At 66.3% G+C, this 15,996-nt stretch carries 16 protein-coding genes and 2 pseudogenes; 15 read left to right on the top strand and 3 right to left on the bottom strand.

Annotation, left to right across the window (positions count from 1 at the left end; genetic code table 11):
• The first annotated feature begins 32 nt into the window (after positions 1-32).
• The 4 genes from QI450_RS16070 to QI450_RS16055 all read left to right on the top strand — a co-directional run bounded on the left by QI450_RS16070 (position 33) and on the right by QI450_RS16055 (position 2,162).
• Positions 33-383 carry a metalloregulator ArsR/SmtB family transcription factor gene (locus tag QI450_RS16070; protein WP_226775623.1) on the top strand — a complete coding sequence of 117 codons (351 nt, stop codon included), beginning with the start codon at positions 33-35 and terminating at the stop codon, positions 381-383.
• 76 nt (positions 384-459) lie between these two features.
• A complete protein-coding gene (locus QI450_RS16065) occupies positions 460-660 on the top strand; it encodes a hypothetical protein (protein ID WP_226775674.1) in 201 nt (66 codons plus the stop codon).
• A gap of 68 nt (positions 661-728) precedes the next feature.
• Complete coding sequence (locus QI450_RS16060; RefSeq protein ID WP_226775624.1) at positions 729-1,868, top strand: exo-alpha-sialidase; 1,140 nt, start codon at positions 729-731, stop codon at positions 1,866-1,868.
• 6 nt (positions 1,869-1,874) lie between these two features.
• The gene (locus QI450_RS16055) at positions 1,875-2,162 is read left to right on the top strand and encodes a MoaD/ThiS family protein (RefSeq protein ID WP_226775625.1); all 288 of its coding nucleotides are present in this window, start codon (positions 1,875-1,877) and stop codon (positions 2,160-2,162) included.
• On the opposite strand, the gene QI450_RS16050 is transcribed toward QI450_RS16055, so the two are convergent.
• Complete coding sequence (locus QI450_RS16050; protein ID WP_226775626.1) at positions 2,159-2,404, bottom strand: hypothetical protein; 246 nt, start codon at positions 2,402-2,404, stop codon at positions 2,159-2,161. The two genes, QI450_RS16055 and QI450_RS16050, sit on opposite strands and share 4 nt — an antisense overlap.
• Before the next feature lie 172 nt (positions 2,405-2,576).
• On the opposite strand from QI450_RS16050, the gene QI450_RS16045 reads away from it, so the two are divergent.
• Entirely contained in the window at positions 2,577-3,659 is a 1,083-nt protein-coding gene (locus QI450_RS16045) for an ATP-dependent DNA ligase (protein WP_226775627.1), read from the top strand.
• Between the two features lie 127 nt (positions 3,660-3,786).
• Here QI450_RS16045 and QI450_RS16040 read toward each other — a convergent pair.
• Positions 3,787-4,059 (bottom strand): annotated as a pseudogene (locus tag QI450_RS16040) (MFS transporter); the annotation flags it as partial.
• Between QI450_RS16040 and QI450_RS16035 the strand changes: the two are divergent.
• Positions 4,054-4,218: pseudogene (locus QI450_RS16035) on the top strand (IclR family transcriptional regulator); the annotation flags it as partial. The pseudogenes QI450_RS16040 and QI450_RS16035 sit on opposite strands and share 6 nt — an antisense overlap.
• 12 nt (positions 4,219-4,230) lie before the next feature.
• On the opposite strand, the gene QI450_RS16030 reads toward QI450_RS16035, so the two are convergent.
• On the bottom strand, positions 4,231-4,470 hold the full coding sequence (locus QI450_RS16030) for a hypothetical protein (protein ID WP_226775628.1): 240 nt from the start codon (positions 4,468-4,470) through the stop codon (positions 4,231-4,233).
• A 229-nt stretch (positions 4,471-4,699) separates the two neighbouring features.
• Between QI450_RS16030 and QI450_RS16025 the strand changes: the two genes are divergently transcribed.
• The 9 genes from QI450_RS16025 to QI450_RS15985 all read left to right on the top strand — a co-directional run bounded on the left by QI450_RS16025 (position 4,700) and on the right by QI450_RS15985 (position 15,939).
• Positions 4,700-5,638, top strand: a complete 939-nt coding sequence (locus QI450_RS16025; protein ID WP_226775629.1) for a diacylglycerol kinase family protein — start codon at positions 4,700-4,702, stop codon at positions 5,636-5,638.
• 340 nt (positions 5,639-5,978) lie between these two features.
• On the top strand, positions 5,979-7,610 hold the full coding sequence (locus QI450_RS16020; RefSeq protein ID WP_226775630.1) for a sugar transferase: 1,632 nt from the start codon (positions 5,979-5,981) through the stop codon (positions 7,608-7,610).
• 17 nt (positions 7,611-7,627) lie between these two features.
• A complete protein-coding gene (locus QI450_RS16015) occupies positions 7,628-8,740 on the top strand; it encodes a Gfo/Idh/MocA family oxidoreductase (protein ID WP_226775631.1) in 1,113 nt (370 codons plus the stop codon).
• The gene (locus tag QI450_RS16010; RefSeq protein ID WP_226775632.1) at positions 8,737-9,732 is read left to right on the top strand and encodes an NAD-dependent epimerase/dehydratase family protein; all 996 of its coding nucleotides are present in this window, start codon (positions 8,737-8,739) and stop codon (positions 9,730-9,732) included. The genes QI450_RS16015 and QI450_RS16010 overlap by 4 nt, the downstream gene beginning before the upstream one ends.
• Positions 9,733-9,770: 38 nt before the next feature.
• Positions 9,771-10,898: a DegT/DnrJ/EryC1/StrS family aminotransferase gene (locus QI450_RS16005; protein WP_226775675.1), complete on the top strand. Its 1,128-nt coding sequence runs from the start codon at positions 9,771-9,773 to the stop codon at positions 10,896-10,898.
• Positions 10,895-11,554, top strand: a complete 660-nt coding sequence (locus QI450_RS16000) for a NeuD/PglB/VioB family sugar acetyltransferase (RefSeq protein WP_226775633.1) — start codon at positions 10,895-10,897, stop codon at positions 11,552-11,554. Before QI450_RS16005 ends, QI450_RS16000 begins: the two co-directional genes overlap by 4 nt.
• Complete coding sequence (locus QI450_RS15995; RefSeq protein ID WP_226775634.1) at positions 11,551-12,684, top strand: DegT/DnrJ/EryC1/StrS family aminotransferase; 1,134 nt, start codon at positions 11,551-11,553, stop codon at positions 12,682-12,684. Before QI450_RS16000 ends, QI450_RS15995 begins: the two co-directional genes overlap by 4 nt.
• 29 nt (positions 12,685-12,713) lie before the next feature.
• Positions 12,714-13,301: an acyltransferase gene (locus QI450_RS15990; protein WP_226775635.1), complete on the top strand. Its 588-nt coding sequence runs from the start codon at positions 12,714-12,716 to the stop codon at positions 13,299-13,301.
• Positions 13,302-13,317: 16 nt separating this feature from the next.
• Entirely contained in the window at positions 13,318-15,939 is a 2,622-nt protein-coding gene (locus QI450_RS15985) for a WecB/TagA/CpsF family glycosyltransferase (RefSeq protein ID WP_226775636.1), read from the top strand.
• Positions 15,940-15,996: the final 57 nt, after the last annotated feature.

Genomic DNA, 15,996 nt, shown 5'->3' with positions numbered 1-15,996 from the left:
CGACCACTGTCAATATGGTGCATAATGGAGCGATGACGACGCTGCAGATTGTTAAGCCCGCGGCCGCGGAAATATCCGGCACCTCGTCCGGGATGCCATTTTTGGCTGCGGATCAGGCGCAGGGCAAGGCCCAATTCTTCAAGGCCCTTGCCGACCCGAACCGGCTGCGGCTGTTGTCCATCATCAAGGCGTCCGACGGCGGCGAGGCTTGCGTCTGCGACCTTACTGCACCCCTTGAGCTCGGCCAGCCGACGGTTTCCCATCACCTTAGGATCCTCGTGGACGCAGGCCTGCTGCACCGCGAAAAGCGTGGCACCTGGGCCTACTACTCGATCGTCCCGGGCGCACTCGAACGGCCCGCCGTCGTGCTCGAGGACCTGTAGCCGCCAGGGTCAACCGGCTCTTGAACACCCCTGGGACGCGGCCTAACGTTGAGAAACTGAGGAAAGGGTGACCGCTGTGGAAATCTTTATGTGGTGGCTGGATCTGGATCTGGCGAGCAAGGAGTGGCTGCGGGAAAACCTTCGCGCCGCCGAGTTCCCGCTGCCGGTACTCCAGGGAATTGCCGAGGCCGGCGGCCCCCACCCGGCGGATGTTTCCGGGGTGCTTACCGGCGCCGATTGGGACTTCATCGCCACTCAGTCCGAATACGTGGACTGACAAAGCCGAACAAAAGCGCACGGGAAGACACCATTGCGGCCAGCAGCAGGTAGTGGTTGCATGGGGGCATGGCTACCGAAGAGAGTTATGTCCTGGCGATCGGCACCAAAAAAGGTCTCTGGCTCGCTACCAGCCCCGACCGCAAGGACTGGTCCCTTTCCGGCCCGCATTTCCTGATGAGCGAAGTCCCCAGTATCGGCATCGACAGCAGGGATGGCCGGACCCGGATCCTGGCCGGCGTCCGCTCGGAGCATTGGGGTCCCACGGTCTTCCACTCCGATGACCTGGGCGAGACCTGGAGCGAGCCCGAGCAGGGTGCCATCCGCTTTCCGGCGGGCACGGATGCTGCGCTCGAACGCATCTGGCAGATCTACCCCGATGCCGAGTCCCGCCCCGGCGTCGTCTGGGCCGGCTGTGAGCCGATCTCGGTCTGGAAATCGATCGATGGCGGTGAACACTTCGAACTTAACCGCGGGCTCTGGGACCACCCGCACCGCAGTGAATGGGGTGCCGGCTACGGTGGCGCTGCGGCGCACTCCATCGTTGTGGACCGCACCGGTGAGAAGGTTCACGTCGCGATGAGCACCGGCGGCGTCTACCGCTCGCTCGACGGCGGGAGCTCCTGGGAGCCGCGCAACCAGGGAATTTCGGCCTACTTTATGCCCGATCCCAACCCGGAGTTCGGTCAGTGTGTGCACAAGATTGCCGCCGACGCCTCGGTCGAAGGCCGGCTCTATGCCCAGAACCACCACGGTGTTTACCGCAGCGACGACAATGCCGAGAGCTGGACCTCGATCGCTGACGGTCTGCCCGCGGACTTCGGATTCGTGATGCTCACGCATCCGCGGCGGGCCGGGACCGCCTGGGTCATCCCGCTCAAGGCCGACGGCGAACGAATCCCGCCCGAGGGTAAGTTGGCGGTCCACCGCACAGTCGACGCCGGCGCGAGCTGGGAGCGCCTGGACGACGGGCTCCCAGAGGCTGAGTTCAACGCCGTGCTGCGGGACGCAGCCTGCGTCGACGCTGCGGAACCTGCCGGGGTGTACTTCGGTACGCGAGGCGGCAGCGTTTACGCCAGCGCCGACGAAGGCGCCCACTTCACCGAGCTGGCTTCGCACCTGCCCGACGTGCTGTGCGTGCGGGCCGCAGCTGTAAGCCCGGCGCTGGTGTCCGGCACGGCCACGCCCGGCATCCCGGCGAATGCCTGAGTCGCCGTGGCCGGGATCAGCGTGGTGTTGCCGAGTGTGCTCCATCCCCTTGCCGGCGGGCAGTCCTTCCTGACTGCACCCGTAGCCGCGGAGGTGACGGTGGCGGCTTTGCTTGACCTGGTCGCCGACGAATACCCGGCCCTGGCAAGGCGGCTCCGGGACGAAACCGGGACGGTCCGGCGTCACGTGAATATATACGTCAACGGGAATGAAATCCGGCGGCTGCAAGGCCTGGGCACCAGGGTGTCACCGGGTGAGGAGCTCCTGATCATCCAGTCCGTCGCGGGCGGCTAGCTGCTTGCAGCGACCCGCCAGAGGCTGCACTCGTCGGTGTTAATCGCCTTCCGGCTGCCCGATTGCCGGTCCATAATCCACACGACGCTGATTCCGGGGGCGGTTTCCTGGACGCATCCGCGGCGGATCACCACGTCGTCGTAATTAGGGCCGACCTTCAGCCGCGCCTCGATCTCGTCGCCGCGGTGCAACTGATCCAAGGCGCGGATGCGGGTCACGTGGGCTGTGGCTTCCTTCAACATGGCGGGACCTCCTGGACTGGAGCGTGATGCCTGCTCTTGCCGGCGCTTCCAGTGTGGCGCCCCAATGTTGCCACCTCGTTTCGATCCGGTAAGACATGGGTAAGCGTCCGGCGCCGGGGTTGTTGCCGTGCGGCAGCTGGCGGTCGCCGGGGTCCGGGCGGACAATAGGGCCATGCAACTGCCGCTGATGCCGCCGATCGCGCCGATGCTGGCAAAGGCCGTGCGGGCCCTGCCGGAGGGCCCGGTGATGTTCGAACCGAAGTGGGACGGTTTCAGGTCCCTCATCTTCCGTGACGGGGCCGAGGTGGAGATCGGCAGCCGCAACGCTAAGCCCCTAACGCGTTACTTCCCGGAGCTGGTTGAGGCGCTGAAAATGAATCTTCCGCGGCGCTGTGTGATTGACGGGGAGATCATTATGGTCGGCGCCTCGGGCGACCGGCTCGACTTTGATCTGCTGCAGCAGCGGATCCATCCTGCCGCAAGCAGGGTGCGGCTACTGGCCGAAGCTACACCGGCGAGTTTTGTCGCGTTTGACCTGCTTGCCCTCGACGACGAGGACCTGACCGACCGTCCGTTCGCCGAGCGGCGTGCCGCCTTGGAGCGTGTGCTCGCCGGCAGTGCCCCGCCAATCCACCTCACCGCCGCGACCCGGGACCGGGGAACAGCAAAGGAATGGTTTCACCGGTTCGAGGGAGCCGGTCTCGACGGGATCGTGGCCAAACCCCTCGACGGGAAGTATCTGCCGGACAAACGCTCGATGTTCAAGGTCAAGCACGAACGCACCGCGGACTGCGTTCTCGCCGGGTACCGGGTGCACACTTCCGGGCCGGACCGCGTCGGGTCGCTCCTGCTGGGACTTTATGACGCTGCCGGCAGACTCGCCAACGTCGGAGTTGTGGGGGCTTTCCCGATGCAGCGGCGCAAGGACCTCTACGGTGAACTCCAGCCGCTGGTGGCCGGCGGTGAGGGCCACCCTTGGGCCCGGACCCACCAGGATGAAGGGACCCGGACACCCCGCAACGCCGAGGGCAGCCGGTGGAGCGGTGGCAAGGACCTCTCGTTTACCCCGCTTCGGCCGGACCGGGTGTTGGAGGTGAAATACGACCACATGGAGGGTCAAAGGTTCCGCCACACAACGCAGTTTGTCCGCTGGCGCCCGGACCGGGAGCCGCGCTCCTGCACCTATGACCAGCTCGAGGTGCCGGCGGGCTTCGATCTGGCCGCGGTCCTGGGGAACGGAAAGGCGCCATCCTGACACCCTGACCGGACCGGCCCGGACCGGCCCGGACCGGCCCTGACCGGACCTGACCGGACCGGCCCGGACCGGCCCGGACCGGCCCTGACCGGACCTGACCGGACCGGCCCTGCCCGCAGCGGCCGGGTTACTTGAGGCCGAGCTCCTTGGTGGGAATTTTGAAGGATTCCTTGGCGGTCAGGGCCGAGACGGCCGCGGTGACACAGATGGCGCCGGTGAAGATGCTGATCTGGACCCAGCCGCCGGGCTTGATGCCGCCCATGGCCGCGACGATCGCCGGGGCGAAGCCTGCCATCAGGAAGCCGAGCTGGGTGCCGATGGCCAGGCCGGAGAAGCGGACCCTGGTGCTGAACATCTCGGCGTAAAAGGACGGCCAGACAGCGTTGGAGGCGGCGTAGCCGCGCCGGTCCATGACGGCCTCAAGGTGGTCGCTGCCATTAACGTGTCCCTGCACGCCCAATCGTTTGCCGGCCAGCCCGACCCGGCGGCCTACTTGGGCTCGGTGCGCGAGGCGACGGTTGCTACCGCCGAACTCATCTCCGCCGACCTGTCGTCCTGACGCTCGCTGCACTCAGTTGACGGAGTCCGGCGAAGGGGCGGTCGAGACCGTAATAGTGACCCCCGCGGCGTCGTCACGGATCTTAAGGTGGAGGTTCCTGCCCACCAGCGAGGCATGGATGTCCTCGCTGTCCGTCGGGGCGATCTGTTCTGCCAGCCGCGTGACGGCCAGCGCCATGGCCCGGCCCCAATCATGGGGATCCATGCTGGACGCCTCGGCCTCGGCCGAGAAATTCTCCTGTGCTTCCGACATGTGCTCCCGCTTCCCGCCCCTGGAACGCGTCCCGCCAGGCCGATCCTGGCGGGCGGCCTTCCCGGCAGGATTCCCATCCCGGAAGGCTCCAGTACTTGAGCATGGCCAGTCTAGTGACCGTGACACGCGGACGTCCACGGTTCGCGGCCCAGCCGCCGAAGTTAAGCACGGAATCCCGCTAGGATTTCAATCCGGGACACCCCACGCCCGCTATGTCTTGAAGGACGTTATGCCAGAGAACGATTCCGAGCCTGAACGCACTACACCACCCCGGCGCGCCGCCGTCGTTATCAACCCCGCCAAATCCGGTGGACCGGAGCTCCAGCGCGAGATCTTGCGGCTTTGCGAAACACAAGGCTGGGCTGAACCGCTGTGGCTCGAAACCAGCATCGAGGACCCGGGCACCGGCCAGGCCCGCCAGGCACTGGAGGCCGGGGTCGACGTTGTAATCGCGGCCGGCGGCGACGGGACCGTGCGCTGCGTCGCGGAGGTGCTCGCAGGCACCAAAACGCCCATGGGTCTGGTGCCGCTGGGGACCGGGAACCTCCTGGCCCGCAACCTCGGCGTGGACATCAGCGATCCGGTTGCAGCCTGCCGGGGCGTCCTCACCGGCAGCGAACGGACCATCGATGTCGTCAAGGCAACACTCGACCACTCCGATGAGCAGCAGTTGTTCCTGGTCATGGCCGGTCTCGGCTACGATGCGGCAATTATGGCCGACACCGTGGACGTGCTGAAGGACCGGATGGGCTGGGTGGCCTACGTGGAAGCGGGCATCCGTAAGCTTCCGGGCAAACCGGTTAAGGCGAAGATCAGCGTCGACGGCGGGAAAACCGTCCAACGCAGGATCCGCAGCGTTATGATCGGCAATTGCGGCCGGATCATGGGCGGAGTCGAGATTTTTCCCGATGCCAAGTTCGACGACGGTGTGCTGGACCTGTTGGTCCTGGCGCCCCGCGGCCGGTTTGGCTGGCTGGGCGTTGTCGCCGGGATCTTCGGCCGGAACAAGCGCGAGACCGAGTCAGTCGAGTACTTCCAGGGCAAGGCCGCCGAGATCACCTTGGAGCGCGAGCAGGAGTTCCAGCTGGACGGTGACCATCTCGGTGCCGGAACGCATTTGGCTGTGGCCATCGATCGAGGTGCTTTGACGATCCGGATGGCCGGCTGAAGTATCGGCGGGCGGTCCTCGGCGATACTTGACTTCGCATTTCCGGCACAAGCCGGGGTGGCTGGGCCCCGGCCATGAGTACTACCCGGGTAAGTCTCCGGAGTGTGGTTCGCAAAGGCGAGTACGAATCACTCGTGACTGCCGTATTCCTCCCAACCTAGATTGACTCAGGGATCACCCGATGCAGCCAATGCATTCTGGACGGAGTCACTATGACGCGCTGGTTGGCGTTCACACGGGATGTTTTTTCGACGGAACGATCTTCCCTGCGCCGGGCTCCCTTCCGCTGTGTGGATGAAAGTGTTCCCAAAGCTGCGGGCCACGGGTTTGAGGAACGCCGGTGACAGCGCGTCCGGAGTGGATGGCCCCGGGGCTGACCCCAGCGGCCCCGGGACACGGTGCCAGCCGCGCCGGCGGGACTATGGCCGACCTCGCATACGCCCCGCACCAACGCCACGCCGAACACGACGCACGCATCCCACCGGTAATTTTTCGACCCCAGCCGTTGCCCGCCGCAGTCCCGGCAGTCCGGGCCCCTGACCGGCTCTCGGGCCGGGAGTGGGCACGGTTCTTGCGGCGGGTACTGCGCGGCACGGACGCCCTGCTGGTCGCCGCCTGTGTCTTTGCCGGATTCCTGGTCCGCTTCGAGGGTGGCCAGCCTCTCACAGGAAGCCTCGCTGATCTCAACGCGGCTGTGATCGGCGCGGTCCTGGGCATCCTGTGGGTCGCCGCACTCGGTCTCTACCGGACCAGGGACACAAAGATCCTCGGTGCCGGGACCAGTGAATACAAGCGCGTGGCCGCGGCAAGTGGCGCGGTCTTCGGATTGCTCGCCGTGGGTCTTGTTGCTTTTCGTGTCCAGCCGGCATCGGCGTTCCATTTGGTCTCGCTCCCGCTGGGACTCGTCCTGTTGCCCGGTGGCCGCTGGACGGCGCGCCGATGGTACAACTCCCGTCAGGCCCTGGGGCAGTTCCTCGTGCGGGCGATTGTGATCGGCGAGCCCGAGGACGTGCGCTACGTGCTCAAGCGGATCTCCAAGAAGTCCGGGGCCGTCTACGAAATCCTCGGTGTGGCGTTGCCGGGCGGGCGGCGGGGGACAACCTTCGACGTCGACGGCCGCCGGGTGCCCGTGCTGTCCTCCACCGATGACGTTGTCCGGACCGTCGGCCGCTGCGGGGCGGAAGCGGTGATCGTGGCCGGACCGGTACCCGGCGGTAACCAATACATCCGTGAGCTGGGCTGGGGGCTGGAGGAGCACAAGGCGGAGCTGGTCCTCGCTTCGTCCCTGACCAATGTTGCCGGGCCGCGGATCCACTGGCGGCCGGTGGAGGGGTTGCCGCTGATGCACGTGGATGTGCCCCGGTACAGCGGCGCCAAACATGCCTTCAAGCGACTGCTGGACATCGTTGTGGCCTCGGCCGCCCTGGCCTTGCTGGCCCCGCTTTTTCTCGTCCTCGCGATCATCGTCAAACACGACAGCCCCGGGCCCGTTCTCTTCAGGCAGGAGCGCGTCGGGAAAGCCGGAAAGCCGTTCCGGATGCTCAAGATCAGATCCATGGTCACCGATGCCGACGCCGCGCTGGCAGTTCTTTCCGGCCAAAACGACGGCGCCGGGGTTCTCTTCAAGATGCACAACGACCCCCGGGTGACCCGCTGCGGGCGGTGGATGCGCCGGTACTCGCTGGACGAGCTGCCGCAGTTCTGGAATGTCCTCTCAGGAGCAATGAGCCTGGTCGGGCCCCGGCCGCCGCTGCAGCGCGAGGTGGTCGGCTACGAGAGGCACACGCACCGACGGCTGCTGATCAAGCCCGGGATTACCGGCCTGTGGCAAGTCAACGGCCGTTCGGATCTGCCGTGGGACGAAGCGGTGCGCCTGGATCTCTACTACGTGGAGAACTGGTCGATCATGGGCGACGTCATCATCATCTGGCGCACCTTCAGGGCAATGTGCGTGCCTGCGGGCGCGTACTAACGGAGCAAGGAAACTCAATGAATGATTCACGTTCAGATTACCTCCGTGGCCGGGATCTGGCGGCCACCGGCGGGCCGTTGAAGGCGGCCGTCATCGGTGCCGGCTACTGGGGACCCAACCTGGCGCGGAACTTCACCGTCAGTCCGGACTGGGAGCTGGCCGGCATCGTGGACCTGGACCAAGACCGTGCCGCCAAGCTCGCCGCTGCCCAGGGCGGGGTTCCGGTCTTTAAGTCCATCGATGAACTGCTGGACCTGGCCGACGTCGACGCCGTAGCGATTGCAACGCCCGCCCACACGCACCACGGCATCGCCCTGACGGCGTTGAAAGCCGGGAAACACGTGCTGGTCGAGAAGCCCCTGGCCGACAGCCGGCTGAGGGGACTGGAGATGGTTGAAGTAGCGGATGAGCGGGGGCTGGTCCTGATGGCCGACCACACCTACTGCTACACCCCGGCAGTGCTGAAGATCCGGGAGCTGATCGCCGACGGGTCGCTCGGGGACATTCTGTTCATCGATTCGGTCCGGATCAACCTGGGCCTGCTGCAACCGGATGTGGATGTGTTCTGGGACCTTGCGCCCCACGACCTGTCCATTCTCGACTTCATTCTCCCGGGTGGGCTGCGTCCGGTCGAGGTTGCTGCGCACGGCGCTGATCCGCTCGGTACCGGTCACGCCTGTGTTGGGCACCTGACGTTCGCGTTGCCCAACGATGCAATGGCCCACGTGCACGTGAACTGGTTGAGTCCGACCAAAATCCGCCAGCTTGTGGTCGGAGGCTCCCGGCGGACCCTGGTGTGGGATGACTTGAACCCCCAGCAGCGGCTCAGTATCTACGACCGCGGAGTCAGCCTGGACCGCAAGTCACCGTCAGCGGCAGCCAGAACCGCCTCGGCCATCTCGTACCGGCTGGGCGATACCTGGTCACCGGCCCTCCCCGAGTATGAGGCGCTCGGGGAGATGGTGGCGGAATTCGCCAACAGTATCCGGCAGCGGCGCCCTTCCCGAACCAGCGGCGCTTCCGGTCTCCGGGTGCTCTGTGTGCTGGAGGCAGTCAGCGACAGCCTCCGTGCCGACGGGAAGGCCAGCGTTGTGGTCGGCAACGAACCGAAACTTGAGGTCAGCAGATGAGCACACTCCAAGGAGCACACGTCCTGGTCACCGGCGGAGCGGGAACCATCGGGTCCACGGTCGTGGACCAACTGCTGGACGCCGGCGCCGGCAGGATCGATGTGCTGGACAACTTGGTCCGCGGCCGCCGGGCCAACCTCGATCCGGCCCGCTCCAGCGGACGGGTGCACCTGATCGAAGGGGACATCCGCGACCGGGACCTGGTCCATGACTTGTGCCGCGGCAAGGACATTGTCTTCCACCAGGCAGCCATTCGCATCACCCAATGCGCCGAAGAGCCTCGTCTTGCCCTTGAGGTGCTGGTGGACGGGACGTTTAATGTGCTCGAAGCAGTGTCCGCCCAGCGGGTCGGCAAGCTCGTGGCGGCGTCCAGCGCCTCTGTCTACGGCCTGGCGGAGACCTTTCCGACCGCCGAACGCCATCACCACCACAACAACGACACATTTTACGGCGCAGCCAAGTCCTTCAACGAGGCCATGGCCCGTAGTTTCCGCGCGATGCACGGCCTGGACTACGTGCTGTTGCGCTACTTCAACGTGTACGGTCCGCGGATGGACGTCCACGGCCTCTACACCGAGGTGCTGGTTCGCTGGATGGAACGAATCGACGACGGGCTGCCGCCCCTGATCTTCGGCGACGGACAGCAGACCATGGATTTTGTGCACACGAGGGATGTGGCACGGGCCAATATCCTGGCCGCTGGCAGCCCGGTGGACGCGGGCGTCTACAACGTCGCCAGCGGGGTCGAAACCAGCCTGCTGGAACTGGCTGAAGCACTATTGCGGGCCATGGGTTCGGAACTGGCCGTAGAGCACGGCCCCGACCGTGCTGTGAACGGGGTCGTCCGACGCCAGGCGGACACGGGCGCGGCCACACGCGAGCTTGGTTTCAGTGCCGAAACCGGGCTAGCGGACGGACTGCGCGAATTGGTGGACTGGTGGCGGCCGCTGCGCGCCGAGATTGCGGACGCCAGGGTCGGGGGCGCGCGGTGACGGCCGGCAAGAACCCTGTCCTGAGCCGGATCAACGTGATGAAGCCGTGGCTCGGAGCCGAGGAAGCCGAAGCGGTAGCCGAAGTGATCGCCTCGGGCTGGGTGGCGCAGGGACCACGCGTGAAGCGCTTCGAAGAAGCCTTCGCGGAGACGCAGCAGGCCGGCTGCGCCGTCGCCGTGTCCAGTTGCACAGCTGCCCTGCATCTGGCACTGAAGGTGGCCGGCATTGGGCCGCGTGATGACGTTGTAGTGCCGTCCTTCTCATTCATCGCCACCGCAAATTCTGTCACCTATGTCGGTGCCCGTCCCGTTTTCGCCGATGTTGAGCCGGACACGGGGAATGTGTCGGTGTCGACACTTGAGGCTGCCCTGACCCCCGCCACGCGCGCTGTGATCGTCGTGGACCAGGGAGGTATGCCGGTTGATCTGGATCCGATCCGTGGCCTGTGCGACCCACTGGGCATCACCGTCATCGAGGACGCAGCCTGCGCGGCGGGCTCAACGTACCGGGGCCGGCCAGTGGGGGCGGGAGCCGAGCTCGCGGCCTGGTCCTTCCACCCCCGCAAAATACTGACCACCGGGGAAGGCGGGATGCTGACCACCGACAACGCGGCCTGGGCCAACCGGGCGCGGACGTTGCGGGAGCACGCCATGAGCGTCTCGGCGAACGAGCGGCACTCCACGGTCCTGGCGCCAGCGGAATCGTATGGCGAGATCGGTTTTAACTACCGGATGACGGATCTGCAGGCGGCCGTCGGGCTCGTGCAGCTGGAACGCCTGGGTGAGGCGGTGTCCCGGCGCCGGGCAATCGCCAATACGTACCGCAGGGCACTCGCCGGGGTTGAGGGCCTGCGCTTCAGCCAGGACCCCTTGTACGGGACCAGCAATTTCCAGTCCTTCTGGCTCGAAGTACTGCCGGGCTTTGCCCTCGGGCGGGAGGAACTCCTGGCGCGACTGGCCCAGGACGGAATTTCCGCCCGTCGGGGAATTATGGCCGCGCACCGGCAGCCTGCCTACGCCGGGATGGACACCGGGAAAGCTGACCTCTCGGTGACGGAGCGGCTCACGGACAGCACCTTAATCCTGCCCGTATACCACCAGCTGACACCGGACGAGCAGTCCAGGGTGATCGATTCGATAGCCAGGTCTGCCGAGGAAAAGCCATGACAGAGCTCCTTGTGATCGGCGCCAGCGGCCTCGCCCGCGAGGTGCTTTCCTGCGTCCGCGAGAACGGACAATTCGACGTTGTCGGCGTCCTCGACGACGACGACGCCAAGGTAGGTTCTGCCCTTGATGGTGCCCCCATCCTGGGACCCGTCAGCTATGCCCTGCGTTATCCCGCAGCACGGGTCGTCGTTTGCATCGGCGCCGGGCGGGCGCGGGAGCGTGTTGTGGCGCGACTGGCCGGTTTGGGTGTACCGGCCTACCGCTTCGCAACCGTTGTTGATCCTTCGGTGCGGGTCCCTTCCTGCTGCGAGGTCGGCCCCGGAAGCATCCTGCTGGGAAATATCACCCTGACCGCCGCGATCATGGTCGGAAGCCATGTGGTGCTGATGCCTGGTGTGACGTTGACCCATGACGACGTAGTGGAGGACTTCGCCACCTTGGCTGCCGGCGTTTGTTTGGGCGGCGGGGTCAGGATCGGCCGTGCGGCTTACCTTGGCATGAACTCATCGGTCCGTGAAGGCACCACCGTGGGGTCGGGTTCTGTGATTGGCATGGGGGCCGCAGTCTTGGCCGATGTGCCGCCGGACGAGACCTGGGCCGGAGTGCCGGCCCGGGTGCTCAAACCCTCGGCTGCCGCGGCGGGCGCCCGGGGATGACGTTGCCGTTGGAAGCCAGAGTCTGCGTCCCCTTCGTTGACCTGGGCGCTCAGCAGGACGAGATCGCCGAGGAAGTCGACATTGGCCTGAAAGAGGTTTTCGCCCGGACTTCGTTCATTGGCGGCCCCGCCGTGGCGGAATTTGAGCAGGCCTACGCCCGTTTCCTCGACACCGGACACTGCGTCGGGGTGGCCAACGGCACGGATGCACTGGAACTGGCCCTGCGCGCGTGCGGGGTCGGTGCGGGCGGGGAAGTCATTCTCCCCGCCAACACGTTTATCGCTACCGCCGAGGCGGTGAGCCGGACCGGTGCCGTGCCGGTCCTCGTCGACGTCGACCCGGAGTACCTGCTGATCGACCCGGACCAGGTGGGGCAGGCTGTCACGCGGCGGACCCAAGCGATCGTGCCCGTTCACTTGTTCGGCCAAACGGCATTCGTTGAGCGCCTGGAACCGATCGCGGCCGCGTGCGGCGCAGTGATCATCGAAGACGCCGCCCAGGCCCAGGGCGCCTCCCGCTACGGCCGGTGCGCCGGCACACTGGGATTGGCTGCCGGAACAAGCTTCTATCCGGGCAAGAACCTCGGGGCGGCCGGTGATGCCGGCGCCGTACTGACCGCCGACGGGGACGTCGCCGCCCGAGTCCGGATGCTTGGCGCGCACGGGAGCGCACGCAAATACGAGCACGACGCGGTGGGTATGAATTCACGTCTCGACACCGTCCAGGCAGTGGTACTGAACGCCAAGCTGCGGAGGCTGGCGGGCTGGAACGAACGGCGCCGGCAGGCCGCGTCACGTTACCGGGAGCTGCTGGCGGACGTGCCCGGCGTCGAGCTCCCCCGCAGCGCCCCCGGCAACCTCGATGTCTGGCATCTGTACGTGGTCCGCGTCCCCGATCGGGACCGGGTCCGCGCCGAGCTGAACGCCGCGGGGATCGGCGCCGGCATCCACTACCCGGTCCCGGTCCATCTGAGCGGGGCTTATCGCGGGATGGAGCTCGGCCCCGGGAGTTTTCCGGTCGCAGAACGGGCCGCTCGCGGGATTCTGTCGTTGCCCGTCTATCCGCACATCACCGAGGCTCAGCAGCAGTATGTCGCGGAACGGCTGCAGGCAGCCCTGAGCGGCTCATGACAACGCCGCCGCACACCTGGAGGAACGCCGTGACATCCATCGCCGAAACTGCCGACGTGGCTCAGAGCGCCGTGGTGGGGGAAGGAACGCGAATCTGGCATCTGGCGCAGATCCGGGAGGACGCCATCCTCGGCAGTAACTGCAACATCGGCCGCGGGGCCTACGTGGGCCCCGGCGTTGTGCTGGGGAACAACTGCAAACTGCAAAACTATGCCCTCGTCTATGAGCCGGCCCGCCTGGCGGACGGCGTCTTCGTCGGACCCGCGGCCGTTCTTACCAATGACCTGCACCCGCGGGCCATCACGCCGGACGGAACGCTGAAGGACCCGGATGACTGGGTCGCCGTCGGCGTCACGGTCGGCCGGGGTGCTTCCATCGGAGCCGGTGCCATCTGTATCGGCCCCGCCTCGATCGGGGAGTGGGCGACCGTAGCTGCCGGCGCGGTGGTCACCAGGGACGTGCCGCCCTACGCCGTTGTGATCGGTGTCCCCGCCCGGCAGTCAGGCTGGGTGGGCGAGGCAGGACATCCGCTTAAACAGGCCGGCGCCTGCTGGCTCTGCCCGGCCACCGGCCGCAGTTACATCGAACGCAACGGGCGCTTAACACCGGTGGACTAGGGAGCAAGGAGGCAGCATGGAAAAGCTGGAAATATGCCAGGTCATTCTGGGCGGGACACCGGTAGACCTGATGGAATCCGAAGCAGCGGTAGAGCGGATACTCGCGAGGGTGCGGGAGGGCGGCGGAAATCCTCCGCTGGGGGTGGCGTCGGTCAACCTCGATCATGTGCACCATTTTGGTACCGGCGGCCGGTGGTCGGGCACCTTGCATGCCAATCCGGCAAGCAGGGTGGATTGGCTCTATTTCCTGGACGGGGCACCCCTGGTTTCCCAATCCCAACGTATTACCGGGCGCCGGTGGCCCCGGCTGGCCGGGAGCGACCTGGCAGCCCCGATCCTGGCACGGGCAGAGCAGCTTGGGCTGAGGGTAGGATTTCTCGGCGGCTCGCCACCGAATCAGCGGCTGTTGGCGCGGAAGATCGCGCAGGAGCACCCCGCGCTGCAGCTCGGCGGCATGTGGTCCCCGAGCCGGGAGGACTTGGCCTCCGTGCAGGAGTCCGGGCGTATTGCCCGTGAGATTGCCGATTCGGGCACCCAGATCCTCTACGTCGGACTGGGAAAGCCGCGCCAGGAACTCTGGATAGACGAGTATGGGCCGTCTACCGGGGCAACCGTTCTGCTGGCCTTCGGCGCGGCGGTGGACTTCCTCGCCGACCGGGTTCAGCGCGCGCCTGAATGGTTTAGCCAACACGGACTGGAATGGGGATACCGGCTGGCCCGTGAACCAAGGCGGCTGGCGGGCCGTTACCTTGTTGACGGGCCACCTGCTTACCTGACATTGCGGACAGGGTCCAGCGCCGTTCCCGCCGTCCGCACGGATTCGCTGTCCCATGCGGCCCCTGCGCCGCGGACTCCGGGCCGCTTCACCGGAGCGGAGGGTGCCGCGGACGCCGTCGTTGTTATTGTGACCTTCAACAGCGCAGGGTGCGTTGAGGGCCTGCTGGAAACCCTGCGGGAAGAAACGGCGGACCTGAGGCTGAGGGTTCTTGTGGCTGACAACTCGTCCAGCGATGGCACCTTGGATGTGGTGCGCCGCTGCCATCCTGACGTCCAGGCCTTCAGCACGGGCGGCAACCTGGGCTATTCCGGCGGCATCAACGCCGCCATGTTGCGGGCCGGTGATGCCGCCACCGTGGTGGTGCTCAACCCCGATTTAACGGTGGCACCTGGCAGTATCCGGACCCTGATGCACCGACTGAATGCTTCGCAGGCCGGGGCCGTGGTTCCACGGCTGGTGAACGAATGGGGGGTGGCCAGCCGCTCGCTCTTCCGGGAGCCGAGCATTGCCACTGCCGTGGGCGACGCGCTGCTGGGCCGCCGCGCGCCCAACCGGCCCGGCTGGCTCGCCGGAACTGACTACTCGCCGGAAAGCTACGCCCATCCCCATCCCGTGGATTGGGCTACCGGTGCCGCGCTGATGGTCCGGCGTTCGCTGGCGGATGCCCTGCCGTGGGATGAGTCCTATTTTCTCTACAGCGAGGAGACTGACTTTTTTCGGAGCCTGCGCACGATGGGTGAAACCGTCTGGTACGAGCCCGAGGCTGTTATGCGCCACACCGGCGGGGCCTCCGGCAGTTCACCGGAGCTGAACGCGCTCTTGTCCGTCAACCGTGTCCGCTACATCCGCAAATACCATTCCGGCGCCTACGCCGCCGTGTTCCGCGGCGCCGTTGTGCTCTCTGAAGTCCTGCGCCTATGGAAGCCCGATCGCCGCGGCGTGCTGCGGACGGTACTCAACGAGGGCAGTTGGACTGCCCTGCCGGGACCGGGAAAAAGCGCGGGCGAGGACGCGGACGCCGGGGCTTTCCCGCACGGTTCGGTGATCATTCCGGCGCACAATGAAGCGGCCGTGATCGCGCGGACCTTAGCGCCGCTGGCCCGGCTGGCTGCGAAAGACCAGCTGGAGGTCATCGTGGCCTGCAACGGTTGTGGCGATGAGACCGCAGCCATCGCCGGACGATTCGAGGGCGTGAAGGTACTGGAATTGGAGCAGCCGTCCAAGACGGCCGCTCTGAATGCCGGGGACGCCATCGCCTCGCACTGGCCGCGGCTGTACCTCGATGCGGATGTGCAGATCAGCGCCGGCACCGTGCGGGCCGTCCTCAATACGCTGCTCTCCGGGCGCATTCTGGCCGCCCGTCCCGCCGCCCGCCTCGACCTTCAGGACGCGCACCCGCTCATCCACTCGTACTACTGCACACGGCTGAATCTGCCCGCGACCCAGACGGGGCTCTGGGGCGGGGGTGTTTACGGACTGTCCAAAGAAGGGCGGGGGCGGTTCCTGAAATTCCCTGAACTCACCGCAGATGATCTATTCGTGGACCGTCTCTTTGAGCCGGCGGAAAAGGCCGTTCTGGACGTGGAACCGGTAGTTATTTGTCCGCCGAAAACGCCCAAGGATCAAGTGGCCGTGCTGCACCGCATATACCGGGGCAACGCCGAACAGGGCAGAAGCCACAGTACGGCGGCCCAAACACTGGCCCAGGTAGTTCGTACCATCCGTGGCCCGTTCTCCGCCGTCAACGCCTCGGTCTATCTGGGATTTGCCTTGGCGGGCCGCCGCCTCGCCGCGCACCCGGCAGTGTGGGAACGTGACGCCAGTAGCCGCCAAGCGGGTGCCGCCGGGGCGGCGGGCTGACCGGGGGCACGGGAACAGCCCAGCCGTTACGGGCGGCTGGGCGCAGACACCGCCGCT

Origin of the sequence: Arthrobacter sp. EM1 (assembly GCF_029964055.1) — a bacterium.
GTDB lineage: Bacteria > Actinomycetota > Actinomycetes > Actinomycetales > Micrococcaceae > Arthrobacter.
Note: the sequence above shows the minus strand (reverse complement) of the source record. Positions and strands in the feature narration are given on the sequence as shown.

Coding starts and splice junctions, on each gene's coding strand:
- QI450_RS16070 (WP_226775623.1), top strand. CDS start 33: ATGACGACGCTGCAGATTGTTAAGCCCGCGGCCGCGGAAATATCCGGC.
- QI450_RS16060 (WP_226775624.1), top strand. CDS start 729: ATGGCTACCGAAGAGAGTTATGTCCTGGCGATCGGCACCAAAAAAGGT.
- QI450_RS16050 (WP_226775626.1), bottom strand. CDS start 2,404: ATGTTGAAGGAAGCCACAGCCCACGTGACCCGCATCCGCGCCTTGGAT.
- QI450_RS16045 (WP_226775627.1), top strand. CDS start 2,577: ATGCAACTGCCGCTGATGCCGCCGATCGCGCCGATGCTGGCAAAGGCC.
- QI450_RS16030 (WP_226775628.1), bottom strand. CDS start 4,470: ATGTCGGAAGCACAGGAGAATTTCTCGGCCGAGGCCGAGGCGTCCAGC.
- QI450_RS16025 (WP_226775629.1), top strand. CDS start 4,700: ATGCCAGAGAACGATTCCGAGCCTGAACGCACTACACCACCCCGGCGC.
- QI450_RS16015 (WP_226775631.1), top strand. CDS start 7,628: ATGAATGATTCACGTTCAGATTACCTCCGTGGCCGGGATCTGGCGGCC.
- QI450_RS16010 (WP_226775632.1), top strand. CDS start 8,737: ATGAGCACACTCCAAGGAGCACACGTCCTGGTCACCGGCGGAGCGGGA.
- QI450_RS16005 (WP_226775675.1), top strand. CDS start 9,771: ATGAAGCCGTGGCTCGGAGCCGAGGAAGCCGAAGCGGTAGCCGAAGTG.
- QI450_RS16000 (WP_226775633.1), top strand. CDS start 10,895: ATGACAGAGCTCCTTGTGATCGGCGCCAGCGGCCTCGCCCGCGAGGTG.
- QI450_RS15995 (WP_226775634.1), top strand. CDS start 11,551: ATGACGTTGCCGTTGGAAGCCAGAGTCTGCGTCCCCTTCGTTGACCTG.
- QI450_RS15985 (WP_226775636.1), top strand. CDS start 13,318: ATGGAAAAGCTGGAAATATGCCAGGTCATTCTGGGCGGGACACCGGTA.